The 23,721-nt window shown below is 63.3% G+C and carries 27 protein-coding genes; 12 read left to right on the forward strand and 15 right to left on the reverse strand.

Annotation, left to right across the window (positions count from 1 at the left end; translation table 11 throughout):
- Positions 1-7 precede the first annotated feature (7 nt).
- Entirely contained in the window at positions 8-790 is a 783-nt protein-coding gene (locus ACUXH0_RS19040) for a substrate-binding domain-containing protein (RefSeq protein ID WP_012434980.1), read from the forward strand.
- Between the two features lie 36 nt (positions 791-826).
- Here the strand turns inward: ACUXH0_RS19040 and ACUXH0_RS19045 are convergent, their stop codons facing one another.
- On the reverse strand, positions 827-1,744 hold the full coding sequence (locus ACUXH0_RS19045) for a LysR family transcriptional regulator (RefSeq protein ID WP_182594508.1): 918 nt from the start codon (positions 1,742-1,744) through the stop codon (positions 827-829).
- Between the two features lie 95 nt (positions 1,745-1,839).
- Here ACUXH0_RS19045 and ACUXH0_RS19050 point away from each other — a divergent pair, with 95 nt between their 5' ends.
- Positions 1,840-2,244: a hypothetical protein gene (locus tag ACUXH0_RS19050; RefSeq protein WP_259393725.1), complete on the forward strand. Its 405-nt coding sequence runs from the start codon at positions 1,840-1,842 to the stop codon at positions 2,242-2,244.
- Here ACUXH0_RS19050 and ACUXH0_RS19055 read toward each other — a convergent pair.
- Positions 2,241-3,743, reverse strand: coding sequence for a GGDEF domain-containing protein (locus ACUXH0_RS19055; protein ID WP_182594509.1), 1,503 nt, complete (start codon positions 3,741-3,743; stop codon positions 2,241-2,243). The genes ACUXH0_RS19050 and ACUXH0_RS19055 overlap by 4 nt on opposite strands.
- A 240-nt stretch (positions 3,744-3,983) precedes the next feature.
- On the reverse strand, positions 3,984-4,847 hold the full coding sequence (locus ACUXH0_RS19060; RefSeq protein ID WP_182594510.1) for an SDR family oxidoreductase: 864 nt from the start codon (positions 4,845-4,847) through the stop codon (positions 3,984-3,986).
- Between the two features lie 103 nt (positions 4,848-4,950).
- Between ACUXH0_RS19060 and ACUXH0_RS19065 the strand changes: the two genes are divergently transcribed.
- Entirely contained in the window at positions 4,951-5,850 is a 900-nt protein-coding gene (locus tag ACUXH0_RS19065) for a LysR family transcriptional regulator (protein ID WP_182594511.1), read from the forward strand.
- Between the two features lie 534 nt (positions 5,851-6,384).
- Here the strand turns inward: ACUXH0_RS19065 and ACUXH0_RS19070 are convergent.
- The 4 genes from ACUXH0_RS19070 to ACUXH0_RS19085 all read right to left on the reverse strand — a co-directional run bounded on the left by ACUXH0_RS19070 (position 6,385) and on the right by ACUXH0_RS19085 (position 7,899).
- Positions 6,385-6,669 (reverse strand): hypothetical protein, encoded by a 285-nt coding sequence (locus ACUXH0_RS19070; protein WP_004629782.1) that lies wholly within the window; start codon positions 6,667-6,669, stop codon positions 6,385-6,387.
- A gap of 59 nt (positions 6,670-6,728) precedes the next feature.
- A complete protein-coding gene (locus ACUXH0_RS19075; RefSeq protein WP_004629779.1) occupies positions 6,729-7,109 on the reverse strand; it encodes a hypothetical protein in 381 nt (126 codons plus the stop codon).
- An 87-nt stretch (positions 7,110-7,196) separates the two neighbouring features.
- The gene (locus ACUXH0_RS19080; RefSeq protein WP_004629776.1) at positions 7,197-7,481 is read right to left on the reverse strand and encodes a hypothetical protein; all 285 of its coding nucleotides are present in this window, start codon (positions 7,479-7,481) and stop codon (positions 7,197-7,199) included.
- Between the two features lie 91 nt (positions 7,482-7,572).
- Positions 7,573-7,899, reverse strand: coding sequence for a hypothetical protein (locus ACUXH0_RS19085; RefSeq protein ID WP_004629775.1), 327 nt, complete (start codon positions 7,897-7,899; stop codon positions 7,573-7,575).
- A gap of 711 nt (positions 7,900-8,610) precedes the next feature.
- Between ACUXH0_RS19085 and ACUXH0_RS19090 the strand changes: the two genes are divergently transcribed.
- The 5 genes from ACUXH0_RS19090 (at position 8,611) to ACUXH0_RS19110 (ending at position 10,166) form a co-directional block, all read left to right on the forward strand.
- On the forward strand, positions 8,611-8,841 hold the full coding sequence (locus tag ACUXH0_RS19090; RefSeq protein ID WP_012434987.1) for a hypothetical protein: 231 nt from the start codon (positions 8,611-8,613) through the stop codon (positions 8,839-8,841).
- Between the two features lie 81 nt (positions 8,842-8,922).
- Positions 8,923-9,177, forward strand: coding sequence for a hypothetical protein (locus ACUXH0_RS19095; protein WP_004629771.1), 255 nt, complete (start codon positions 8,923-8,925; stop codon positions 9,175-9,177).
- A 101-nt stretch (positions 9,178-9,278) separates the two neighbouring features.
- Positions 9,279-9,491: a hypothetical protein gene (locus ACUXH0_RS19100; RefSeq protein WP_004629768.1), complete on the forward strand. Its 213-nt coding sequence runs from the start codon at positions 9,279-9,281 to the stop codon at positions 9,489-9,491.
- Positions 9,492-9,686: 195 nt separating this feature from the next.
- On the forward strand, positions 9,687-9,974 hold the full coding sequence (locus ACUXH0_RS19105) for a LysR family transcriptional regulator (RefSeq protein WP_404944698.1): 288 nt from the start codon (positions 9,687-9,689) through the stop codon (positions 9,972-9,974).
- A 54-nt stretch (positions 9,975-10,028) separates the two neighbouring features.
- Positions 10,029-10,166, forward strand: coding sequence for a type 2 periplasmic-binding domain-containing protein (locus ACUXH0_RS19110; protein ID WP_404944696.1), 138 nt, complete (start codon positions 10,029-10,031; stop codon positions 10,164-10,166).
- A gap of 500 nt (positions 10,167-10,666) precedes the next feature.
- Here ACUXH0_RS19110 and ACUXH0_RS19115 read toward each other — a convergent pair whose 3' ends face one another.
- From ACUXH0_RS19115 to ACUXH0_RS19150, 8 genes are all read right to left on the reverse strand, one after another.
- Positions 10,667-11,374 (reverse strand): SDR family NAD(P)-dependent oxidoreductase, encoded by a 708-nt coding sequence (locus ACUXH0_RS19115; protein WP_182594512.1) that lies wholly within the window; start codon positions 11,372-11,374, stop codon positions 10,667-10,669.
- A 2-nt stretch (positions 11,375-11,376) separates the two neighbouring features.
- Positions 11,377-12,141: a DeoR/GlpR family DNA-binding transcription regulator gene (locus ACUXH0_RS19120; protein ID WP_004629760.1), complete on the reverse strand. Its 765-nt coding sequence runs from the start codon at positions 12,139-12,141 to the stop codon at positions 11,377-11,379.
- A 63-nt stretch (positions 12,142-12,204) separates the two neighbouring features.
- Positions 12,205-13,380 carry a sialidase family protein gene (locus ACUXH0_RS19125; RefSeq protein WP_004629758.1) on the reverse strand — a complete coding sequence of 392 codons (1,176 nt, stop codon included), beginning with the start codon at positions 13,378-13,380 and terminating at the stop codon, positions 12,205-12,207.
- 34 nt (positions 13,381-13,414) lie between these two features.
- Positions 13,415-14,845: a sodium:solute symporter family protein gene (locus ACUXH0_RS19130; protein ID WP_182594513.1), complete on the reverse strand. Its 1,431-nt coding sequence runs from the start codon at positions 14,843-14,845 to the stop codon at positions 13,415-13,417.
- A 110-nt stretch (positions 14,846-14,955) separates the two neighbouring features.
- Complete coding sequence (pdxA, locus tag ACUXH0_RS19135; protein ID WP_182594514.1) at positions 14,956-17,268, reverse strand: 4-hydroxythreonine-4-phosphate dehydrogenase PdxA; 2,313 nt, start codon at positions 17,266-17,268, stop codon at positions 14,956-14,958.
- A complete protein-coding gene (locus ACUXH0_RS19140) occupies positions 17,265-18,434 on the reverse strand; it encodes an iron-containing alcohol dehydrogenase (RefSeq protein ID WP_182594515.1) in 1,170 nt (389 codons plus the stop codon). Before ACUXH0_RS19140 ends, pdxA begins: the two co-directional genes overlap by 4 nt.
- A 33-nt stretch (positions 18,435-18,467) precedes the next feature.
- The gene (gene dapA, locus ACUXH0_RS19145; protein WP_004629750.1) at positions 18,468-19,364 is read right to left on the reverse strand and encodes a 4-hydroxy-tetrahydrodipicolinate synthase; all 897 of its coding nucleotides are present in this window, start codon (positions 19,362-19,364) and stop codon (positions 18,468-18,470) included.
- Between the two features lie 764 nt (positions 19,365-20,128).
- A complete protein-coding gene (locus ACUXH0_RS19150; protein WP_259393726.1) occupies positions 20,129-20,254 on the reverse strand; it encodes a hypothetical protein in 126 nt (41 codons plus the stop codon).
- Between the two features lie 176 nt (positions 20,255-20,430).
- On the opposite strand from ACUXH0_RS19150, the gene ACUXH0_RS19155 reads away from it, so the two are divergent.
- The 4 genes from ACUXH0_RS19155 (at position 20,431) to ACUXH0_RS19170 (ending at position 23,715) form a co-directional block, all read left to right on the forward strand.
- Positions 20,431-20,709 (forward strand): metal/formaldehyde-sensitive transcriptional repressor, encoded by a 279-nt coding sequence (locus ACUXH0_RS19155; RefSeq protein ID WP_004629747.1) that lies wholly within the window; start codon positions 20,431-20,433, stop codon positions 20,707-20,709.
- Between the two features lie 7 nt (positions 20,710-20,716).
- Positions 20,717-22,021, forward strand: a complete 1,305-nt coding sequence (dmeF, locus tag ACUXH0_RS19160; protein ID WP_182594516.1) for a CDF family Co(II)/Ni(II) efflux transporter DmeF — start codon at positions 20,717-20,719, stop codon at positions 22,019-22,021.
- Positions 22,022-22,146: 125 nt separating this feature from the next.
- Positions 22,147-23,103, forward strand: coding sequence for a hypothetical protein (locus ACUXH0_RS19165; protein WP_182594517.1), 957 nt, complete (start codon positions 22,147-22,149; stop codon positions 23,101-23,103).
- Positions 23,104-23,298: 195 nt separating this feature from the next.
- On the forward strand, positions 23,299-23,715 hold the full coding sequence (locus ACUXH0_RS19170) for a DUF1924 domain-containing protein (RefSeq protein ID WP_004629741.1): 417 nt from the start codon (positions 23,299-23,301) through the stop codon (positions 23,713-23,715).
- Positions 23,716-23,721 lie beyond the last annotated feature (6 nt).

Genomic DNA, 23,721 nt, shown 5'->3' on the forward strand with positions numbered 1-23,721 from the left:
CCTCACCATGAAGACTCTGTTCCTGAAACTCTGCGCAGCCGCGCTCGTCGCAACCTCGGCAGCTGCAGCTCACGTCCAGGCTGCCGAGCTGCACGTCATGAGCTCCGGTGGCTTTACCGCCGCCTATAAAGTGCTCGGGCCGAAGTTTGCAGCGCAGACGGGCAACACGCTCAACACCGCGCTTGGACCGTCGATGGGCAAGTCGCCCGAAGCGATTCCGAATCGGCTTGCGCGCGGCGAGCCAGCGGACGCCGTCATCATGGTCGGCTACGCACTCGACGATCTGATCAAGCAAGGCAAGGTCATCCCGGAATCGCGCGTGGAACTTGCCGATTCGCGCATCGGCATGGTGGTTCGCGATGGCGCAGCAAAGCCCGACATCAGCTCGCCTGAGGCCCTCATGCAAGTGCTGCTGCATGCCAAGTCGATTGCCTACTCGGACAGCGCAAGCGGCGTGTATATCGAGCGCGAGTTGTTCAAGAAGCTCGGCATTGAAGAGCAGGTCAAGGCGAAGGCGAAGATGATTCCGCGCATTCCGGTGGCGTCGGTGGTGGCCACGGGCGACTACGAGATCGGTTTCCAGCAAGTCAGTGAGCTGCTGCCGGTGCAGGGCGCCACCTTTGTCGGAAAGATTCCGGAGTCGCTGCAGTCGGTCACACGCTTTGCGGCGGGCATTCCCGTTGGGGCACCGCATCCGAAGGAAGCCAAGGCGCTTCTCGACTATCTTGCTTCGCCCGGCGCTCAGGCAGACGTGAAATCGACTGGCCTCGATTCGGTACTTGCGCGTTGAGGCACGGCGCCCGCGTGGCATGGCAAGCGCTGCTGGCTATGCATCGCTTGCCATCATGCCGCTGCGCTTCGCTTCAATGATCATCCGGTGAAATTCCTCCGCGGCTGGTGTAAGCGCCCGGCCGCGCCGCTTCACGATGCCCACGCGCCGGTTCACCACCGGCTCCACCAGCGGCACGCTCGTGAGAATCGGGTGCTCATGCCCAGGCATGGCCATCGATGGCACCGCAGCGACACCCAGCCCCGCTTCCACCAACCCCAGCATGGTCGTGACGTGCCGCGTCTCGCAGACGCTTGGTGCACGCGGGGCGACGGCCGACAGCGCCTGATCGAGCAGCAGGCGGTTACCGGAGGTCTTGTCCACCGACACGTATTCGTGCGCGTAAAGCTCCTTCCATGTCACGCGCTTCTTGCGGGCGAGCGGATGATCGCGCCGGCATGCTGCAACAAACCGCTCCTGCAGCAGCATCTTGAACTCGATCTCGGGCTCTTGGCTGCCCATGAAGCTCACGCCAAAATCTGCCTCGCCGCTGATGACGGCCCCCAGCACTTCGTTTGCGCTCGCATCGAGCAGCTTGACCCGGATGCGTGGAAAGCGGCGGTGATAGTTCGCAATCAGGTTCGGCAGAAAGTAATAGGCCACCGACGGCACGCATGCGATGGTCACCTGCCCGAGGCGGCTCGATGAAACGTCGCGGATACCGAGCAGGGCGACGTCGAGATCGTCGAGCAGTTGTTCAGCGCTGCGGGCAAACACGCGGCCGACGGTGGTGAGTGTGACGCTGCGGGTGGTGCGCTCAAACAGGGGCACGCCGAGCGCGCTTTCGAGCTTGTCGATCCGGCGGCTCAACGCGGGCTGGGAAATGCTGATCGCCTCGGCGGCCTTCCGGAAGTTGCCCAACTCCACCACCGCGCGGAATGCCTGCAAGTCCGTCAAATCGAAATTGATGCCCACAGGCCAGCCTCCACATCCCAGATACGCAGCATTTTGCGCGATTTATCACGGGGTGACACGTCTCCAGCGGCCCGCGGCGTGGCCCGCCCAGTTAGATGCTGTGCACCGACTCGGCAGGCCGCGGCGGTACGTTCTACTGGGACGAGAACAACGTCAACACGCCCAATTTCCATCAGTCGCAAACGAGCTACCTGGACTACCGGACGGCGTTGGGCAATGGACTGCCCATTCTGTGGTGGCAGACGCCGCTGGGTATGCCGTCCAGCACGCCGGGCGGCACCAACCAGCACTACCGCGATAACCGTGTCGATTACATGCTGCGCAATACGCAGGAATACGGCAACGGCCATACCTTTGCCAATTGTCTTTGGCTCGGGCGGCACGTACCAGACGACGATCAACACCGACGGTGGCCAGTTCGCGCGCCTGCTCGGTCTGTATGTCGGCGGGGCCGGGGCCACGCTGCAATAGTCCGGTATGTGACGCTCATGCGAGGCTAGGCAACCGTGGCGTAGTCAACGCGATTCCGCCCTTTGCGCTTGGCTTCGTAGAGCGCATCGTCCGCCGCTTTGGTCAATGCGTTCGGCGATGCGAAGCTCGAGCGCCGCGCGGTAGCGCAACCGATGCTCACGGTGAAAGGGGCCAAGTCTGCGTTGCCGGTGCCGGCGTGGGCTCCTTCCACTTCGGCACGAATTGCTTCGGCGATCCGCGTGGCACCCGCTTCGCCCGTATCGGGCAACAACACCACGAATTCCTCTCCGCCGTATCGGGCCGCCAGGTCGCCGCGTCGTCGCGCATGCTTGGAAATGCACTGGGCGAGGTACTGAAGCGCGACGTCGCCCTGAGCATGGCCGTGCTCGTCGTTATAGCGTTTGAAGTGATCGGCATCGACAAAAAGCACGGATAGCCGACTGTCATTCCGTTGCAGGCGATCCCACTCATTCTCCAGTGCGACATCCAGGGCGCGCCTGTTCTTCAGCCCGGTGAGCGGGTCGGTTTGCGTCAGCTCACGCAGGTGGTTTTCCGCCATCACGCGGCCCCGCAGCGCAAAAGCCAGGAGCCAGACACCTGCGCAGAACGCAAGACTCACCGACAGCGACGACAACCCTACGATCCATGACAGCCGCTGCCAGGCTGCAAGGGCATCGCTCATTGCCGGGGCCACCACGGCGATGAAGGGGGTGCCCGGCACACGTTGAAACGTATAGAGGCGCACCACACCATCGCTGGCCGACGGTGCTACATAGAAGCCGGACTCCTGATTCACCATGCGCGGGAACGTCAACGATTTGTTGAGATCGGGTGCCCGAGCCGCGCTGGGCGGCGGATTTCTCGCCAGCAGCGTGCCGTCGGTGCGCACGATGGCCGTAACGCCGCGTGGCCCCACATCGAGCTTTTCAAGAAGCTGCTTGAAGTAATCGAGGTCGATTGCCACCAGTGCGGTGCCCGCAAACGTCCCATCCCGCCGGTCCATCCTTCGGCTCAGCGCGATGGCCTCCACGCCTGCGCGTGACCGGGCCTTATAGAAGCCGGACACATAAAGGCCAAGGTTTGCGTGCTCGCGATGGACGATAAAGTAGTCGCGGTCGCTGAAATCCCAGCGGTGGGTCAAGGAGCAGCATCCGTCAACGAGTTGGCCCTTGTCGTCGGTCACGCCCATGCCGGTGACATACCGGGCAGAGGCCGTCGGGCTGAACAGCAGATCGTGCCGGACCTCCGGATCGAGGTTTCGGATGCCGGGCTTGTCGAGTGCGGCGATCAGCGTCTGCAGCGACTGATCTGCCGATTCAACGGTGCGCGAAATGTGGCTGGCCAGAACGGCAGCGACATTCTTCGAGGTGTCGTGTGCGTGCTCGATGGCCGTTTCGCGGTTTGCCCAAAGGGTCAGCACGCTGATTGCCAGGACAATGAATGTGAGCAGCGTCCCCAGCGCACCAACAACAAAGGGATGGTGGCCTGCCGATGTGGCCAGCCGTCGGGCGAGGGGGCGAAGGTGCATGTCGTGGTCTTGGGCGACGACAAACCGCACCTCAGCCTGGTCGACGAGGCATCGGGCGATCGATCTTTGGGACGGTTTGGATGCGTGTGGGGCACGCCGTCACCGCTGGTTATCGGCACAAGACACCCAAACTGCAGCCCAGCGAGCGGTTAACGTGGCTCCCGCTCAGCGCAAGGGCGCGGAAGAGGGCAGGCGGGCGTCAGTGCCCCCGCCTGTCGCCTGCCCCGCCCCGCGCGCGGCTCACTGCGCAAGCGCCGCAGCGAAATCGCGATACGTGCCCAGCGGCCGCCCCAGAATGCTGGTCAGGCGCTCGACATCGCCGCCCTGCGGCACCATGCCGTCGCTGACATAGCGTTCGGCCATCAGGCGCATCTCATAAGCCATCCATTTGGGCAGGAAGTTCGTCAGGTTGCTCTCGAATGCGGTCGGGTCGTCGCCGCCGTAGGCCACGGGGCGGCGGAGCGTTTCTGACCAGATCGAGGCCAGTTCGGGGCCCGTCAGCGTATCGGGGCCCACGAGGTTGATGGTCTCGATCGGCAACTTGCCAGGTGCCGCGTCCCGGCGGATCAGCTCGATGGCCGCGACTTCTGCGATGTCGCGCGTGTCGACCATCGCGACCCCCTTGCTGCCGATCGGCATCGGGTAGACACCATGGTTGACGATGACGTCCTTGACCATGTGCTCGTTGTCCATGAAGTAGGCCGGACGCAGGATGGTGGCGCTGAAGCCTATCTGCTCGATCATGCGTTCCGCGCCGGACTTTACCGCAAAGTGCGGCACGTTCACGAAGCGCTCGGCATGCATGACCGACAGGTAGACGACGCGCTCAACGCCGGATTCGCGGGCAACGTTCAGCGCAATGAGCGCCTGGGTGAATTCGTCCCCCGCGACAGCGTTGAGCAGGAAAAGCGTCCTGACGCCGACGAAGGCGCGCCGAAGCGAGTCGAGATCCAGCATGTCGCCTTGCACGACGTTCACGCTTGCGGGGAAGTCGGCTTTGGACGGGTCGCGGACCAGCGCGCGTACGTCCGCACCGCGGTTGACGAGTTGGTTGACGACTTGGCGGCCAACGCGGCCGGTAGCACCAGTAACGAGGATGGTCATGATGTTCACTCCTTGAGTGGGTTGGGTTCCCAGTCAAGGTAGATGATCCATGTGTGGTCCGGAAGATGCTATAAATGGACAGGGTATCTCACTGGTGGGACACATGGATTTGCTTGCGCTTGCCGATTTCAACCTCGTCGCCCGACATGGAAGCTTTGGCGAGGCCGCCCGCGCGACGGGGCGTCCGAAGGCCACGTTGTCTCGCAGGGTCTCGGAGCTGGAGGGCAGTCTCGAACTTCGATTGTTCGAGCGCGGATCGCGCGGGCTCAAGCTCACCCAGGAAGGGCAGGCGCTGTACGAGCGCACGGGCACGCTGCTCGCCGAGATTGCGGAGACGGCCGCCGCAATTGCATCAGGTAGCGAACGGCCACGAGGGCGTTTGCGCATCAGCGCGCCCATGCTGTTTTCGCAGGTGGCCATGGGCAAGCTGGTGGCCACGTTCGCGTTGAAATATCCCGAGGTGCAGTTGGAGGTGACCACAGAAGACCGTGGCGTCGACATGATCGAAGAAGGATATGACCTGGTGATCCGAGTCAACCCGGACCCGGACGAAAGCCTGATCGGACGAGTGTTCTTGCGTGATCGCCTTGTCGTTGTGGCAACGCCGGAACTGGAGCGGCCCTCCGGCAAGGCTGTCGTGCCGGCCGTCCTTCGCGGCGCGGGCACAGGAAGCGCCGCCTGGGACGTCACCGGGCCCTACGGAAAGTCCCGCATCGCGATCCGGCCGGTCGCGCAGTTGTCGTCGCTGATCATGGTGCGCGACACGGTGCGGCTTGGTGTGGGGGCCGCTTGCCTGCCGGTGTCGCTCGTGGCCCACGATCTGGAGGCCGGCACGTTGGTGCATTGGGGCGATGTGGACGGCCCCGATATCGCGCTATGGGCGCTTTACCCTTCCAGGCGGTTGCTGAGCGCCCGCGTTTCCGCTTTTCTCGAGCACCTCAAAGATGCGTTCCCGACCGGCACGCCCCAAGAGCTGGCGGCCTATATGCATTCCTCACCATAGGAATATCCGGCGATAGAGCCTCGGAGTTTCCGCGCATTTCCGGCAATGGGCCATGCGCGATATCTTCCGCCTCGGTGTGGTTCAGTCCGAGCATGCGCAGCAGTGCCGATGCCGCCGGCTCCGATTGCGCGTCGATTTGCACGCCTGCCGCCACGGCGGCGAGGACAGTGCTGCCAACCGAGATCAGGCTAACAGGCGCGACTGTGCCTCGCGTTTGCGACGCGGCCCACGCGGCTCTTTTTCTTCAAGGGCGGTGGCCGCCGGCGTTGCCGCTGCAGCGGCTGTGGCGTGTCGTAGGAGTTTGCCAAGAACTGGACGCTGGTCGGCACCGTCGCCTATCTGCCGCGCAAGACCACATCGACCATCACGCTGCGCAGCCAGGAAGGCCAGGTACTGGCCGTCCACAAGACGGAAATCGACGTGAAGCCCGTTGTCTTCAGCCTGAACGTTGGATACCGGTTCTAGCGGATCGAGAAACCTCGGGGTGGCCAGGCACGCCGGCCCATCTCTGCGTGACTACGTCAGGGAATGCAACTACTGGGAATGCATGGAGCGACCAGGCACAAAGCCATCGATGATGTCTTCGGCCATCTTCGCAGCCGCACGTTTTGCCGTCCCGATGTTGTCCCATTGGGTTGCCGGCAGTGGGAAGATTCGGGAGCGCTCCGTGCTCGGCGGCTCCCCTTCCTGACAAATCAGCACAGAAGCGCTGTAAGACCGATCCGGACGCCGTTCATGCCATTCACGAGGCGGATCGAATAGATAGATCAGGGGGTAAACATCGAACCCCTTGTAGCGGCAAGTCGGATAGGCGTCCACAGCAATCTCCGTAGAAAGGGGTGGCTCCACTGTACGCGCATTCCGCTCGCTCCATCGAACTATCCACGAACAACCAAATGTGGACGGGGCGGCTTCAGCGTGCTACGTGATCCAGCAGGTCTGAGCTCGCCCTCCCAGGGTTGCACGCGCATATCCAGGGTATGGTCCCCCTGTGCCGTTTTCGCGTGGAGGCTGTCTCGGATCACTTGCCCGATGGCCAGGCGACACAAGGTTTCAACGCTGGCCATGGCTGCGGACGCCAGATCCGGAGCGCTTGCCAACACCCTGAAGGACCGCCTTCCTTCACCCACGAAACTGGTGAACTGCACGCAGTTCGGCTGCCCATCGCGGATGAAGCCAACCGTGATGGAATACGCCATGCTCTTTGCCGCTCCGGGAAGGGTGCAGAGAAAGCTGGTCTTATCGGATGCATGAGTCATCTTGTTTCCTGGCTGGTCATGCAAGGAACACGCCTCGCCAACTCAGTATCAAAAAGAGCCACGGGCCACAGAAATACGTCGCGCGTATTACAGAGACGCCACCGATTCGCCGGGTATCAAGCCATTGATGACGTCCTCGCCGAACTTCAGCGCGCCCCGCCGTGCGGTCCCGACATTCTCCCAAGCGGTCGGTGTCATTTGAAAAACGCGCGAGTGTTCGGCTCCAGGTTGATGACCTGCGCGGCAGATCACCACGGATGCGTTGAACGTACGGTCGAGGCGCTTGCGCGGCCATGACTGAACCGCCTCAGTCCTGTACACCAATGGATACAGGTCGAAACCCTTGTACGTGGCTGACGGGCTTGCATTCATGAATGGCTCCAACCGATGGTGGGCGTGGTCGACACCCCGGCGGGGCATCGACAGTGATTGTGATCGGCAACCCGCTGATTGGCCTGGTCGGCTATGACGCCACCCCAAGATGATCGACGGTGATCACGAGCATTCGATCTCCACGGTCCGCTTGGGCATGCATGCCCAACTGCGCCCGCAGAAAGCGGTCAAGCATGCACTGCAGCTGACAAAGGTCTTGCTGATCTGCGTGCATCAACTGATTCATGACATCGTGCGTGAATGCGATCGTCAGCGTTCTCACACGCCAGATACGGCTGTCGAACTCAGGCACCTGCCAGTTTGCCGCCAGCACACTCGGCCCGGAGTGCCAGGTTCGCACGTCCTGCCCGGTAATTTCATCCAGCACCGGTTTGGTAAATGCGACAAGGTCGAGCATCACGGATCTCCATGACTTACATCGCGAGTCGCGAGCATCAACAGGCAAGTGTCCGTGTGCGGAACAGGCGAGGATGACAGCGTGCAGGGCTTGGTCCAGGGCAGGAGGCGCTCCCGAGCGCCGTGATCCTAAGTGCGGGTAACTTTGCTTTCGTACTCACGGAAGCAAGAACTGGAGCGCCGCGGTCGGTGCCCCACTGTACTCCCATAAGTACACGGTGGCGTGACGATCTTTCGAAGTGCCGCGTGGCATGCTGCGCGCGCTCAGTGGTGGGGCAAGCTGAGGCGATAGGTAATAGGTCAATCTCCGCGCTCCGGGGCATGTCGTTCAAGACGAGCAGCGATTGCGAGAAGCTGTTACTATGCGCAATCTTTGCCTGTCGTTCGAATGTTCGAATAGATCGGGCTGGGTGCACAGCAAGAAAACAGACAAAACGCTGACCACCCGTCGGGCGTACACCCGAATCACCTTGGGCCATGCGGCCCATCACCTATCTGACCGGCGGTTTATCCGCTCCGTACGCAGCGCGCATGTACTAGGCGTGCCGGCCTACGCAAGTACGGTCACCTCGTTTCCAATCGCTTGCGCCATGCATTTGTATGCATGCACCAAGGCGTTGGCCTTACCCATCGTGGCGTAGCTCATCAGCAGGAACTGGTTTGCCCAGGCGCTCCACGCCTGCATCAGCTCTCGCCCGAACCTAGCACTGTATTGAACAAAGTCGACTCCCCGTACACGGTATCCGTGTACCCAATTGAACAAGAACCCGGCGTCTGGTTTGCCACCTATCTCATCAATGAGTACAGAGATGGCACGGAACGCCTCCTCGCCAACGTCTCGATGCGCCACAACGTACATGGCACCGAAGCACTCGCGAGGAATGCGGCGCGGCTTGCCGGAAGAGCAGCCATCGCACGTCTGACGCACCGTCACAAGAACTGAACCACGCAAGCCGCCTTGGGCGGCTTTTTCGCTTGCGGCAACGGCAGGCGCAACCCCGAAGTCAAAGGGAAGGAAGTCACCATGTTTGCTAGCGAAGAATGGGAAGAACTGCATCTGACGCCCGAGGGCTGGAAAGATGGCAGCTATCGGCACGTACCGGGCGACCCCGTCATGATCGAACCGCCTGCCAATGATGTGTTGACGGTGCGTAGGCATGTGGCTGCAGTCTATGGTGGCCCGTCGCGCGTGACGGAAGACAGAACGCCGCGCACCGATGACATGGGCCAGATCGAGCAGTTGCTGTTGAAGTACGGCGCTCCTGTCTTTGGCGTCTAGTCCAAAGGCGATGCAGCGGAACGCATCGCAGCCCAATGCCTGGGCATTAGCCCTAGCGCTCGCGCCATATTCAGTCCACGTTATTTGAGAAAGGAGTTGGCATGACACTCTGCCGCGCTTGCCTTGCCATTGAAGTCCACCGACTTGGTGCGTCAGGCCATGCTTTCTTAAGGATCACCGACACCCAGCGCATCAAGGCATCCAAGACCGCTGCCGTCACGGTGAGCACGTTCGCATGCCGCACGTGCGGCGCCAGCTGGACCTATCGCGAAGGGAAAAACGTGCCTAATCCGGGATGGTCGCTTGATCACTAGGCGTCTTCATTGCCGGCGCCTTTGCGCCAGGCATCGCCTCGCTCTTCTCCTGCGCGCCAAGGCTCGCGATCAATGAGGCGCATTTGTGCCTCGGTCATGGAAGGCCAAGAGTCGATGTCGAACCCCTGACGGCGGCGCGCGAGCCTCAAACAGTCGTATTCCACCGTCCTCAACGACTTGCAAGCCTTCGTGGCCGTGGCACGGGAGCGCAGTTTCACCCGCGCTGCGGCGCAAATGGGGCTGTCTCGCTCAGCGCTGAGCCATGCGATGCATGCCCTGGAAGCGCGGCTGGGTGTGCGGCTACTGACGCGCACTACCCGCAGCGTTTCCACTACGGAGGCCGGTGCACGGCTACTGGAAGCGGTGGCACCCCGGCTCGATGAGATCGGACTGGAGCTCGGGGCCCTCACTGCACTGCGAGCCAAGCCTGCGGGCACCGTGCGCATCACGGCCCACGACCACACCATCACCACCGTGCTCTAGCCTCGGCTGCTGCCCTTGCTGCGAGACTATCCCGACGTCCATGTCGAGTTCAGCGTGGACTACGCATTCACAGATATCGCTGCGCAGCGCTTCGACGCCGGCGTGCGCGTAGGAGATCGCGTGGACAAGGACATGGTGGCCGTGCGTCTCGCGCCGGGGCAGGGCATGGCTGTGGCGACGTCACCTGGCTAAATGGCGGACAAACGACTTCCCGCCAGGCCGCACGAACTCACCGAGCGATGGGCTTCGCCTTCGTGCCCCTGGACACCATGCAGCCCCATATCGATGCGGGCCTATTGGTACCGGTGCAGCAGGACTGGTGGCTGTCGTTTCCGGGCAACGACCTGTACTACGCCGCAGACACGTCTCGCCGGCGCTGGCTCTGGTGATCGAAGCCCTGCGATGGCGGGAAAGCGAAACTGACGCTACAGGCTAGCTGATCATGCTCGCCTGTTCGCCAGAATCTTCTGTCTGGCTTCGTCCAGCTCGTCGGCAACGCGATGCGTGATCACGTACGTGAGGCAATTCGGCTAACCGGATGCTGTTCATTGCAACGGGTCAAGGGATCTACCCCGCTCATGCATTGGAGGGTGCAGCCGCGCGCACGATGCAAGCAAGGCAAGGCTGATTGCTCGCCGAGGCCACCGGGCATCTGCCCCGCTTTGGCGTGATCTCCTAACTGCACGCCAGCGCTACAACGACGCCCCGCCACACATCACGATCTGCTGACCGGTGATGGCGCCGCCGTATTCGCTTGCCAGGAATGCCGCCATGGCGCCCACTTCTTCGGGCGCGATGAACCGGCCGATGGGCGGCATGCGCGGCGGGGTGTGCGCGCGTGCAGGGTCGTGCAGGAACGGTGTATCCGTCGCGCCGGGCGCAATCACGTTGACGGTGATGCCGCGCGGCGCCAGTTCGGCGGCCCACGAACGCGCCATACCCACGAGGGCCGCCTTGGTGGCGGCGTACTGGCTGCGCGTTGGGGCGCCGTTGGCCGTGCGGCTACCGATCAAAAGAATGCGGCCGCCGGCCGGCATGCGCTGCACGAGTCTGTCTGCGAGGAAGGCGGCGGCATCGACGTGCACGCGCCACATCGCCTCACCATCGGCGGCGGAAAGCTCGCCCAATGGGGCTGTGCGCATGAAGCCGGCAGCATGCACAAGTGCGTCAACTGCGCCCAGGCTGTCGCATACCTTGCCCAACCGCGCGAAGTCCGTCACATCCACCTGTGCGATCTCCAACCCTTCGACCGGCTCGGCGGGCGCGGTCCGGCACAGGCCTGTCACGCGCCAGCCGTCGGCCAGCAGGCGCTCTGCAATGGCGCGGCCGATGCCCGAGGAGGCGCCAGTCACGATGGCATGACGGGCGGCAGCGGCTTGCGGTGCGGGGCGGGTTGGCATGCTTAGTCCAGCGGCGCGATTTCCACGTCGACCTCGTCGCGTTCGTGGAATGGCTCCAGTTGATCGGGCGATGCACCGTTGTCGGTGATGAGCGTCCAGGGTCGTTCGATAGGCGTCCAGTGCTGCTGGGTGGCGCGCCCGAGCTTGTCCGCCGTGGCCAGCACGATCACCTGCGCGGCCTGACGGATGACGCATTCCTTCAGATACGCCTGATCGGCCGACGCTTCACACAGGCCGTTGGTGGCGACCACGCCGTCGGCGCTCAGAAATGCCTTGTCGACACTCACGCGGCCGAGCGACAACTGCGCGAGCGGCCCAAGCGTGCTCATGCTCGACGGGCGCACATCACCGCCGATGAGCGTGACCGGGATGCCGCCAGCCGCCAGCGATGTCACGACCATCAAGTTGTTCGTGACAACGTGGATCTGCTTGCCGGACAGGTGACGCGCCAGTGCCGCGGTGGTCGTGCCGCCGTCGAGGAAGATGGTGTCGCCGTCGGCGATGTGTGCTTGCGCGAGGCGGGCAATCGCTTCCTTCTGCTCACGTGCGCTGCTGCGGCGCTCTTCCAGCGGGGCTTCGGGTTCGTGCGAACCGACCGCCGCCGCGCCGCCATACGTGCGCAGGATGCGGCGATCGGAAGCGAGCGCGCGCAGGTCGCGGCGCACGGTGGCTTCCGACATGCCGAAGTGCTCGCACAGTGTGGCGACGTCGTTCATTCCGCCCAGCACGGCTTTCAGCATGGCCTCGCGGCGCTTCGTGACTTTCATGTCTGCAAATATCCAACCGACCTCAGATGGGGAGCCACTGTAGCAAATCGGCCCCAAACGGGGTCAGCCGCGCACCCACGATTCGTCAACCGTCACGTATTTGATGCGCTGGCGGAAATAGGTAAAGGCGATGTGCAGCGCGCCGTCGTTCCCTTGCACGATGGAGGGATACGAATACTCGCGGTTGCGCTGGTCGGCAGAATTGTTGGTCATGCAATAACCGTCGCCAATTTCAATGTTGCGGCGGCGCCAGGTGTGGCCACCATCTTCCGAGATGGCCAGCGACAGCGGCGCACGCGGGGCGCCCCAGAAAGCGGTGCCCCGCGTGGATGCCTGCTGGTCGCGCAGCTCGCCATGGTCTTCGGCGTCTTCAATGTCGTCGTACAGCGAGGTGCGTCGACCGGTGCTGTGCGAGGCATCGCTCTCGTTGTAGACCAGCGCGAGATGACCGTTTCGCAGTGCCACAAACTGGATCGACGAATTGTTGTTGGGCAGCGTTGTCGGCTGCGGTGCGCTCCAGGTACGGCCGTCTTGCGAGCGGCTGGCGTAGATATGATCTGCCCAGCGGCTGCGGTACAGCGCCAGCAGGCTGCCGTCGGCCAGCGTCTGCACGTTCATGTGCACGCAGCCGATGCTGTCGGGCACGTCGTGGCGGCTCCAGGTGCGGCCCTGGTCTTCGGAGATCATGACGGCGCTGATGTCGTCATTGCCGACCCAGCGTTCGCCTGGTTGCGTGCGGCACAGGAAGACCGGGCAGGCCCACGCGCCGTCGGGCAGCACGACGATTGGCTGGCGCACGAAGGTGCCGGCCTGGTCGAACAGCGTATCGATGGGCCCCCAGCTTCGGCCGCCGTCTGTCGAGATACGCCGGCGCACGATGGCTGTGTTCTGGTGTCCCGAAAGCTGCGCGGTGTAGATCAGCCAGAGTTCGCCGGTGGGTGTGGTGAACAGTACCGGGTTCTGCTCCGATCGTGTCGGGTCTTCCGATAGCTTGGTCGCAGGCTGCCATTCGGAGGTGCCTGCCGCCAACCGAGACAGGTAGATCGATACATCGGGAATGCCTTCCTGCGTGCCGCCAAACCACACGCACAGCAAGTCGCCGTTGGGCAGCGCGTGCAGGTTGGCCGCGTGGTTTTGAACGCAAGGTGTGGGCAGGAACGCTTCGCGGCGCTCGGCGTCGGTATAGGCAGCTCGCACGTTCGAATCGAAGGCGGCGTAGGCCGGAAGGGTGGCAGTCATGTTATGTCTCAGTTCAATGCTCGGTGTCTGGGGATCAATGCGCCGCGTTGTTTGGCTTGATGTTGGCGACGGGTGCGCTGGCCTGTGCAGGCTCAGCCGCGCGAAAGAGCAGCTTCTCGACCACCAGAACGAGGGCGGGCGTGACGAGCGCGATGTACATGTTGTCGACGCCGAACGGGTTGCCGAGCAGATACCAGATGGTGGTTGCAATCGCGGCCAGGATCAGGCCCGAAACGGCTCCACGACTGCTGTTGAAGAACGGCAGATAGATGCCGATGAGCGCAACGATGGACACCGACAGCCGCAGCGCCCGCGTGAAGAACGATAGCGCCAGGATTTGCGGCACGAACAGCACGAACACCAGTGGCAGCACGCCCACCGCCAGCGAGATCCAGCGTGTCATGCGCATTTCCTGCTCGGCCGACGGGCGATAGCGCGGCACATAGAAGTCGGTCACGATGAGCGAAGCAATGGCGAGAGCCACCGTACACACGCTCACGAAGATCGACGCCACCAGCGAAGTCGTTACCACGCCGGCCAGCAGCGGATGCATGTGTTGCAGAAAGACCGGTAGCGCATACAGGCTCTTGATGCCCGGGTACAGATACTTGGCGGCCACGCCGATGAAGCCCAGCGCAATCGAGATCGGCACGCACAGCACCGCCGCCATGAGCGAAGCCGAGCGGGCGGCTTCAGGGCTCTTGGTGGAAGAAATGGCTTGAATGATGAACTGGGTGGAGAAGATCGCCCCGGCCGAACCGATGATCCACGCGCCGATGGTGCCGCCGGACAGCGCACCCTTCCACGTGAAGTAGTGCTCCGGCATGGCCTGCGCCATCGGGGCAATGCCGCCAGAGAGCTTCCACGCCACCGCGACGATGATGCCGATGCCGACCACCTTGACCGCGCTGTGCACGATGGTCAGATACGCCACGCTCTTGAGACCGCCCCACACGAAGTAGATCGTGCTGACGGCAGCCGTGATGAGCGCCGCGATCGGAAGGTCGATGTGCATGACGGTGGAGATGGCCGCCGCGCCGCTGACATAGTTGCCCACGTTCACCAGAAACAGCGCGTAGATCATGATGGCCGACACCACCAGCTTGGCCGTGTTGCCGTACTTCTTGGCGATGAAGCCGGAGATGGTGAACTGCCCCGACGCATACAGACGCTTGGCCATGAACAGGCCAAACAGCAGAAAGCCGATGGCGGCGGAGATGACCGACCACGACGCTGCAATACCCACGCTGAAGGCTTCTTGCGAGGTGCCGATGGTCGACTTGGCGCCGATGTATTCCGACATCAGCAGCACGGCCACCACCACGGCCGGCATCGAGCGACCGGCCACCATGAATTGCTCGGAAGTGCGGCTGCGCAGCCGGATGCTGGCCACGCTGGTCACCACGATATAGACCACGACCATGGCGATGATCATGGTGGTGTCCCAGGTCGAAAACGAGGTCATCTTTTGTCTCCTGATTCTTGAGCGAATGGCTCCGGCCAGCCCGGCGTGTCTCCGTCGGGTCAGGCATTGCGCGGGGGCGCTACATCAATTCGTGCTGCATGGATGGGATGTCAGGCCGCACGTACGGCTTGCGGGTCATCGTGTCGGGTGGCGAGTTCACAGGCCTGGCGAAACGCTTCGAGCATGCTGCGTTCATCGGCGATGCCCTTGCCGGCAATGTCGAACGCGGTTCCATGGTCGACCGAAGTACGGATTACCGGCAGGCCCACGGTGACGTTCACACCGGCTTCCAGGCCCATCACCTTGACCGGTCCGTGGCCCTGGTCGTGATACATCGCCACCACCATATCGAAGTCGCCACGGCCGGCGCGGAAGAACAGCGTGTCGGCGGGCAGCGGGCCCTCTACGCGCCAGCCGCGTGCCTGCAGCACCTGCACGGCGGGGATGATCTTTTGCTCTTCTTCGCCATGGCCGAACAGCCCGTTTTCTCCCGCATGCGGGTTGATGCCGCAGACACCGATGCGCGGGTTCTCGATGCCGGCGCGTACCAGCGTGGCGTGCGCGCGTTCGATGGTGCGCTGGACCAGGCCCGGCTCGATGCGGCGGATGGCGTCTAGCAGCCCGATATGGGTCGTCACGTGGATCACGCGCAGGTTGGGCGCCACGAGCATCATCGAAACCTCATCGATGCCGGTCAGGTGCGCCAGCATTTCGGTGTGGCCCGGGAAGATGTGGCCGCCGGCGTGCAGCGCTTCCTTGTTCAGCGGCGCGGTACAGATGGCATCCAGTTCGCCAGCGGACGTCAGCTCGACGGTGCGGGCGATGTACTGATACGCGGCATCGCCCGCGATGGGAGAGAGCTTGCCGTAGGGCAGGTCGGCAGGAATGAGGCCGAGGTCGATGCAGTCCACTACGCCGTAGCGGAAGCCGGCATCGGCAGGGCGCTCGATCGAGCGAACTTCCAGTGCCACGCCGGTACGTTGGGCGGCATCGCGCAGTCGTGCCGTGTCGCCAATCACCAGAGGTCGGCATTGCTCGTACACCGCGCGGTGTGTGAGCGCCTTCATGATGATCTCGGGGCCGACACCGGCGGCATCGCCCATGGTGATGCCGATGACAGGACGATAGGTCATTGCGTGAGTTCCTTTGGGTGGGGTGCTGGCTGCGGTTTCGATCAACCGTCGCCAAGCGGCATGCAGGGAGCCGGGTGTGCCGAAGCCCCCCGCCTTGGTGACGACCGGCAGCACGCGGCCGACGCCAGTAAGTTGGGCATGCAGCAGCGGCATGCCGGATTCGATTTCGTCGCACAGGCGCAGCGCGTCGATGCCGGCGGTCGACAGCACGGCGCGCGCGGTCTCGCCGCCGGTGGCGATCAGCCCGCCGGCATGCGGCAAGGCCGGCGCCAGCAACGTGGCGAGGCGGCGGCAGAAGTGCAGGCCGTCGGCGCCGTTGCCGCGCGTGGTTTGGCTGAGCGTGACTAGCACGTCGCGGCCTTCGCACAGCGCATCGATGACGGTCTGGGTGATGTCCGCCTGCGGTGTGTCGAGCGCTTCCACGGGCAGCTTCAGCGACAGCAGGCGCGCACCGGCAGCGGCCTTCAATTCCGACGCCTGCGCATGGGACACGCTGGACATGCTGCCCACCACCGTCAGCACCGGCCCGGCGATTGCGGTTGCCGCATCGCCTTCGACAGCGGCGTTGGCGCTGCCGAGCCCCGCCGCGCGAATCAGCGCGGGCGCCAGACCGGCGGAGCCGACCCAGAACACATGCGCCAGCCGCACGGAGGTCTCGGCGATGTGCGCGAGGTCGTCATCGGTCTGGGCGTCGCACACCACGGCTTGCACACCGTCCGCCTGTAGTGCCGCCAGGCGACCGGCCAGCGCGGCGGCACCGGCGCGGATGTCGTCAAGCGTCAGCACGGCGGTCTGAAGGCCCTGGCGCTCCAGCATGACGCGCAGATCGGCGCGGCCGCCGATGCTTTCGTTGCGCCACACCTCGGTGTCTTCCACGGCCACGCCGTACAGCCACTGGCGGCCGTCGCGGGTGGTGCGTCCGGCTGCCGGAAACGCCGGCGCCACGATGGCCAGGCCCGCCAGCGGTGCAAGCGCGGCCACCTCAGCAGCGACGTTGCCGCGCAGGGTCGAATCGATCTTCTTGTAGAGCCGCGTGGCTGGCCGAGCCAGTGCATGCCATGCCGCCACCTGCGTGGCCGCCGCATCGACGGCATTGGCGCGCCGCGTGTCGGTGTCCAGTGCGAGGACGTCGGCGGTGGTCGGATACCCGATGGGGTGTCCAACATCGGCGCGCAGCATGACCGCGCTGCGCAATCCGGCCCGCACGCCGGCCACCGCGCAATCGGCGGCGCCCGACAGGTCGTCGGCCAGGATCAGCAGCTTCGGAGCGGTGTGGGCGGACGTGTTCACGGCAGCAGGCGCTGGTAGATAGCCTTGATGTCTGCGTGGCTCAGCGGCTTGGGGTTGTTGCCCAGCAGACGCTTGACCTTCGACGCGGCCTCGGCCAGCACGTCCAGGTGCGTTTCCGACACGCCGAACTGGCGCAAGTCCTGCGGAATCTGCACAACGTCGGTCCACTCGGTCAGCCGTTCGAGGAGCGCATCGGCGGCGGTCTCGTCGTCACTGTCATGGCTGCTGATGTCCAGTGCACGTGCCACGTTGGCCAGCCGCCCGACGATGGCATCCTTGTTGAACGACATTACGTGCGGCAACAGCATCGCGTTGGCCACACCGTGCGTAATGCCGAACATGCCACCGAGCGGATACGCCAGCGCATGCACGGCGGCCGTGCCGGCGGCGGTCAGCGCCAGGCCGCCGTACATCGAACCCAGCATCATCGCCTCGCGCGCCTTGACCGAGCGGCCGTTCTGATATGCCTCGACAAGGTTCGCGGCGATGAACCGCATCGACTCCATCGCAAACATGTCGCTCACCGGGTTGGCCTTGGTCGAGATATACGACTCCAGCGAATGCACGAATGCGTCGATGCCCGTGGCTGCCGTGATCGGTTTGGGCAGGTCGAAGGTCAGTTCCGCATCGAGAATCACCAGTTGTGGCAGCAGATGTCGGCTGACGATACCCACCTTCAGTTCTTCATCGGGCAGCGTGACGATGGCGTTGGGCGTGACTTCAGAACCCGTGCCCGCCGTGGTTGGGACCAACACCAGCGGAATGCCGGGGCGCTTGATCAGATCAATGCCGAGCCATTCGCGCAGCGGCTGTTCGTTGGTCAGGCGCACTGCAAACAGCTTGGCCGCATCCAGCACGCTGCCGCCACCGATTGACAGGATGGCATCCGGCGCAAACGGCGCGATCTGCTCGCGGAAGACGGTCTCGACGTTCTCAATCGTCGGTTCCGGTTCGACGCCGCGTACGATGCGCGCCTCGATGTCGCGCGCGGCCAGCGCTTGCACCACGCGGCCGATCACGCCGTTCTGCTCCATCACCGGTTGGGTGATGAGTGCGATGCGTTTGACGGGCACATCAAGCAGCGCGAGCTTTTCGGGCAGCAATGCCAGACTGCCTGCGCCGTGGACGATGTGCTTGACGGTCTGGAAATGGTAGGTGGAGGACATGGCGATCGATGATGTTGGGGCGGGCGGCAGTGCTTAGGCGACGTTCAGCGCGGCACGGTAGATGGCGAGCGCTTCAGCCAGGCGTTCGCGGCTTTTCTCATCGAGCGGCTTGGCCGGCGAGCGTGCCGGCCCTGCGGGCATGCCGAGCATCTCGGCGGCGGTCTTCAGCACTACGGGCATGGTGCCGAGCGCAAACGCGTCACGCAGTGCACGCAACGATTCCTGTGCAGCACGCGCGGCCGGAATGTTGCCCGCCTGGAATTGATTCCAGATCGACATGACCACGTGCGGCACCGCATTGGTGGTGGCTGCCACCGCGCCGTCGCCACCGGCAATCAGTGTCCAGAGGATCATCGAATCGGTGCCGGTGAACACGGCAAAGTCGTCACGGCGCAGGTTGATGAGCTGCAGCAGGCGGTCGAAATCGCCACCACTGTCCTTGATGGCGCGGATGTTCGGGATGTCCGCCAGCCGGCGCACGGTGTCGACGGTCAGCGTCACGCCGGCCTTGGCCGGAATCGTGTACAGCAGGATCGGCAGCGACGTCGCGCGCGCGATCTGCTCGTAATGCGCAAACAGCTCCGGCTGCGTGGCGCCGTTGAAGTAGGGCGTGATGACGGATACGGCGTCCACACCCACGTCTTGCATCTTGTGGTTGAGCGCGATCACATCACGCGTGGCATAGGCGCCGGTGCCCGCCACCACGGGCACGCGGCCGCGCGCCTGCTCGACGGTAATACGGGCGATGCGCAGCTTCTCTTCTTCGCTCAGCGCAATGAATTCGCCGTTGGTGCCGAGCACGAAGAGCCCGTGGACGCCCGCGTCGATCAGCCGATCGATCAGCACGCGCAGGCCGTTTTCGTCCACGTCTTCCGTCGGGGTCATCGGGGTGATCAGGGCAGGGACGATCCCTTTGAACGACGCGGTCATGTGGCAATCCTTTCGTGGTGGGCTGCGGCCCGTGGGTCAGCTTGAACCGGAGGGATGCACGGCTGAACGCCTCAAACATCGATCGGTCCAGTCATTGTAATCAATAAAATGATTGAATCGATCAATGTTTACCCTGATCCCACTCCGCTGCACGAAAGCTGAGCAGGCGCCGTATCGCGCACTAACGCTACTCTTCTTGGGTGTGGGTGAGGCGGCGTGCTCTTATGACACGACTAATTTTTGATCGAATCAGTCACGCGTGGGTCGCCCCGGTCATCCCATTCGGCAGTTGATTTACGCGGGCGCGTATGGACGTGGGGTGGACTACCGCCAGTCCTGGAATGGAAGCAGCCTATGAACGGGTTTGCTATCCCTTTGGAAATATGGCTGCGTGCATGCCGAAGTAGTACCGAGGCGCGCTCGTGGCACTTGCCTCGACCACGACTTTCTTGTCGGGGCCGATGGGGGTGGACAGCAACCACGGACAGGCGATCAGCCCCACTCGCCGGCGCGGCGAACGGGTAACGACCTTTCCGGCGGGAGGCATGAGGTCTCTCCACGCAAAGGGATTCCCGACTACGCACTAGCAGGGCTCCGCAACGATGGCTTTGTAACGGGCATGGGTGGTGTGGGCGCGCTTTTCGCCTTGGCACTGGCAAACACGCTAGTTGTTCGTCCACCAGCGACCAACTGCTCAAGCTGGGTGCGCTGCAGGCGAGGAGCTTGGGCGCTTCTCGCTTGCGGGATGCAGCACGGGAATGCCCTTAGACCTTGCGGCAATGCGGTGCCCGCGTGAGATCGAGAAAGCCCTGTGTGAGATGCCACTGCGCGAGTGCTGCCAAGCGCTGGCGTAGCGTGTTGATGGAGAGCGTCTGAGCGTGGTGGGCCAACTGTGCGCTGTCCGCGCTTGCTAGCAGGAACCCACCCCATTCGACCTCGAAATGACGGACTGCGGGCTGATAGCTGTGGCGCGTGAGTTCTCCCTTGAGGAAGGAGTTGGGCCGCTATGACAACTTAAATCTGATGTAGCATACCCCCCTATAGTATATTTTGGTTGAGGTGATGAATGAGCCACACTATCCGCGAGAAGCAGAAGCTACTTAATCGCGTTCGCCGGATTCGCGGCCAGCTCGATGCCATCGAGCGCGCCCTGGAGGAGGAGCAGGGATGCGCCCCCGTACTGCAGCAGATCACAAGCTGCCGAGGCGCCATGAATGGCCTGCTGGCCGTGGTGCTGGAAGACCACATCCGCACCCACCTGACCGAGGTGGATGACGAACATGAGCACGCCGACGGCAGCGCCAAAGAGCAGCTGATCGAGGTCGTGCATAGCTATTTCAGGTGAGCCGGCCATGAGCAATTTCTACGACACGCCGTTCCACGCCAGCCACGACCACGTGTTCCTGGGCGAGGGACATGAAAAGAACGAGCGCAAAACCTGGGCCGTGATCGTGCTCTGCACGCTCATGATGGCCGCCGAGATCATCGGCGGAAGCGTGTTTGGCTCGCTGGCACTGGTGGCCGATGGGCTGCATATGTCGACGCACGCAGGCGCCATGCTGATCGCTGCGCTGGCTTACACCTATGCGCGACGTCATGCGAACGACCCGCGTTTCGTGTTCGGCACAGGCAAGCTTGGTGATCTAGCCGGCTTCACCAGCGCCATCATCCTGGCGATGGTTGCACTGTTGATCGGCTACGAAGCGGTGGCGCGATTCTTCTCGCCGGTGCCGATCCACTTTAGCGAGGCGATTCCGATTGCGGTCGTCGGTCTGCTGGTGAATATCGCCAGCGCCTGGCTGCTGAGCGGTGGCGACCACGGTGGTCACAGCCATGGCCACAGTCATCACCATGGTCACGCCCACGGACACGACCACGGCGCAGCCGGACTTGGCGACACGCATCCGCATGGCAGGGAAGTGCAGCACATCGACGCGCCCGGGGGCGTGTTCGCACTGTCGATCTTCGAAGATGGCGTACCGCCAGTGTTCCGGTTAGCTGGAGAAACCGCTCCGCTGCCGGGCGATGTGGCGACGGTAACCACCATTCGGCCGGACGGGAGCCGCCAGGAATTCCTGCTGGTCCGCAAGGCAAACTATCTGGAATCCACCACCGAGATTCCGGAACCACATGCCTTCACTGCCGTACTCGGCATCGGCGGCCAGGAATACAGCGTGGCCTTCGACGAGCATGACCACGATCACGCCGACGGTCACGGGGCACACCATCGCGACCACAACATGCGCGCGGCCTATGTGCACGTTCTGGCGGATGCCGCCGTCTCTGTGCTGGCCATTATCGGTCTGCTGCTCGCCAGAACATTTGGCTGGCTCTGGATGGACCCCCTTGCAGGCGTCGTCGGTGCGGTGGTCATCGCCAACTGGGCGTACGGATTGATGCGCGACACCGGCGGCATTCTGGTCGACGTGACGCCGGACAAGCATATCGGCAGGCGCATCAAGACGGCGCTGGAGTCCGATGGCGACACGCTGCTCGACCTGCACGTGTGGCGCATCGGCCCTGGCCACCTGGGCGCGGTGGTCTCGGTGAGCACAGGCCAGGCGCATCGCGGGCCGCAGTTTTATCACCAACGGTTGCGGCGACTCCAGGCACTGTCGCATATCACCGTGGAAGTTCACGCGTCGCCGGGCAAATAGCCTATTGGTCGACTCGGACATTTGCTCCGCATCACCAGCATGGGGCGCGGCACCCTGCCATGCGTGCCGCATCTGCCCGACCACAACAAAACACATTCGCGGTCTGACCGCAGATTCTTTCGACCATGTACGGCCCATCCGCATTTGTGCGCATTTGCGCAGCAGCGCTCGCCCTTGCTGCATGTGGCGTTTCCGGCCCATCGCGTGCGCACGGCATTGCGGGCAACCGCTTTTTTCCAGGGACACTTAATTTCGATGACCCAGCCGTTGCTGACGAACTCTCGATCACCGCGGGTGCGGTAAAACGCCCTGATGACAGCGGAAACGTCACCGATCGCGCTGCAACGATCTCGTTCGCGAGGCTCCTGACGCCCGAGGTCTCGATCGGTTTTGACACGGGCTTCATTCGGCGCGACTGGGGCAGCATGCGTCAGCCCGGCGCAACCGGTTCCGACGTGGTGCTCAAGTCCAGGCTCTACGAGGACGATCTGAACGAGACGCTTGTTGCCGGCTCGCTCATCTATGGACTGCCCCATACCGGGGCCAAACGGCTCGGCGCCAACACTTCAGCGACCATCGCGCCCAGCCTTTATATAGGCCAGGGGTTCGGCGCCTTGCCTGACGCATGGTCTTGGTTGCGGCCATTCGCCATCACAGCGGGCGTCAGCGTGGCTGTGCCGACCGGCAAAACGTCGGGCAACTTGAGCTATGACCCGACGACGCGGCAGTTCAACAGTGTGAGCACAGCCAACGTCACCGCGGTGCACTGGGGATTCGCATTGGAGTACAGCACGCTCTATTTGACGGATCGATTTGTGCCAGGCGTGCTGCCCAAGGAAGAACCCCTGCACCAGTGGATTCCCTTGGTTGAGTTCGCGTTCGACTCGCCACGCGGGCAACGCACGCGCGGCACCGTCAACCCAGGAATCGCCTATGTCAAGGATACGTGGCAGGTCGCCGCGGAACTGGTCCTTCCTGCAACCCACGGATCGACGCGAGGTGTCGGCGCAACTATTCAGGTGTTGTTCTTCCTTGATGATTTCCTGCCGTTGCTGTTCGGCAAGCCGATCCTGGCTCGCTAGCGGGTTGTCTTGCTGTGCGCAGCTACGGTGGCAGTCACACCGATTGAAAGGGTCGACCTGTGGCCATGTCCATGTCGCCCACGCAGGCGTGCAATCCTTGACCGGGCCACTGAAATAGATCCCCGCGGTATCGCTTAAGAATCCGTTAAGAAGAATTCGAGAGCATTAAGGCATTCCTCAGTGCGAGAGGCCGCGATGCCAATCTCAAAGTTTCCTCCTGTTGCCTGCCTGCATTCGGTCTTGGCGTTAGCGCTAGCCGCTGCCGCTCCCCTGGCACATGCGCAAGCGCCCGCGCAACTGCTTGATCAATATCGAGCGCAGGCCGGAGCCCCCTCCGACCCGTCCCGCGGCCAGGAATTTTTTACATCCAAGCATGGCCGTGAATGGAGCTGTGCGTCTTGCCATGGGAACCCGCCCACGCAGACCGGCCGGCATGCCGCAACTGGCAAGTCGATCGCGCCGCTGGCTCCGGCATTCAATCCTGAGCGCTTTACCGATGCCGCCAAGACGGAGAAATGGTTTCGGCGCAACTGCAACGACGTGGTCGGGCGCGAGTGCACGGTGGCCGAAAAAGCAGACGTGCTGAGTTGGCTGATGACCCTCGGGAAGTAGGGCCAT

Source organism: Ralstonia sp. 110700041-2 (genome assembly GCF_056280165.1).

Coding starts and splice junctions, on each gene's coding strand:
- ACUXH0_RS19050 (WP_259393725.1), top strand. CDS start 1,840: ATGCTGTGCACCGACTCGGCAGGCCGCGGCGGTACGTTCTACTGGGAC.
- ACUXH0_RS19170 (WP_004629741.1), top strand. CDS start 23,299: ATGCCAATCTCAAAGTTTCCTCCTGTTGCCTGCCTGCATTCGGTCTTG.
- ACUXH0_RS19120 (WP_004629760.1), bottom strand. CDS start 12,141: ATGAAAGTCACGAAGCGCCGCGAGGCCATGCTGAAAGCCGTGCTGGGC.
- ACUXH0_RS19155 (WP_004629747.1), top strand. CDS start 20,431: ATGAGCCACACTATCCGCGAGAAGCAGAAGCTACTTAATCGCGTTCGC.
- ACUXH0_RS19080 (WP_004629776.1), bottom strand. CDS start 7,481: ATGAATGCAAGCCCGTCAGCCACGTACAAGGGTTTCGACCTGTATCCA.
- ACUXH0_RS19125 (WP_004629758.1), bottom strand. CDS start 13,380: ATGACTGCCACCCTTCCGGCCTACGCCGCCTTCGATTCGAACGTGCGA.
- ACUXH0_RS19085 (WP_004629775.1), bottom strand. CDS start 7,899: ATGCTCGACCTTGTCGCATTTACCAAACCGGTGCTGGATGAAATTACC.
- ACUXH0_RS19095 (WP_004629771.1), top strand. CDS start 8,923: ATGTTTGCTAGCGAAGAATGGGAAGAACTGCATCTGACGCCCGAGGGC.
- dapA (WP_004629750.1), bottom strand. CDS start 19,364: ATGACCGCGTCGTTCAAAGGGATCGTCCCTGCCCTGATCACCCCGATG.
- ACUXH0_RS19115 (WP_182594512.1), bottom strand. CDS start 11,374: ATGCCAACCCGCCCCGCACCGCAAGCCGCTGCCGCCCGTCATGCCATC.
- ACUXH0_RS19140 (WP_182594515.1), bottom strand. CDS start 18,434: ATGTCCTCCACCTACCATTTCCAGACCGTCAAGCACATCGTCCACGGC.
- dmeF (WP_182594516.1), top strand. CDS start 20,717: ATGAGCAATTTCTACGACACGCCGTTCCACGCCAGCCACGACCACGTG.
- ACUXH0_RS19055 (WP_182594509.1), bottom strand. CDS start 3,743: ATGCACCTTCGCCCCCTCGCCCGACGGCTGGCCACATCGGCAGGCCAC.
- ACUXH0_RS19130 (WP_182594513.1), bottom strand. CDS start 14,845: ATGACCTCGTTTTCGACCTGGGACACCACCATGATCATCGCCATGGTC.
- ACUXH0_RS19040 (WP_012434980.1), top strand. CDS start 8: ATGAAGACTCTGTTCCTGAAACTCTGCGCAGCCGCGCTCGTCGCAACC.
- ACUXH0_RS19100 (WP_004629768.1), top strand. CDS start 9,279: ATGACACTCTGCCGCGCTTGCCTTGCCATTGAAGTCCACCGACTTGGT.
- ACUXH0_RS19060 (WP_182594510.1), bottom strand. CDS start 4,847: ATGACCATCCTCGTTACTGGTGCTACCGGCCGCGTTGGCCGCCAAGTC.
- ACUXH0_RS19165 (WP_182594517.1), top strand. CDS start 22,147: ATGTACGGCCCATCCGCATTTGTGCGCATTTGCGCAGCAGCGCTCGCC.
- ACUXH0_RS19065 (WP_182594511.1), top strand. CDS start 4,951: ATGGATTTGCTTGCGCTTGCCGATTTCAACCTCGTCGCCCGACATGGA.
- ACUXH0_RS19075 (WP_004629779.1), bottom strand. CDS start 7,109: ATGACTCATGCATCCGATAAGACCAGCTTTCTCTGCACCCTTCCCGGA.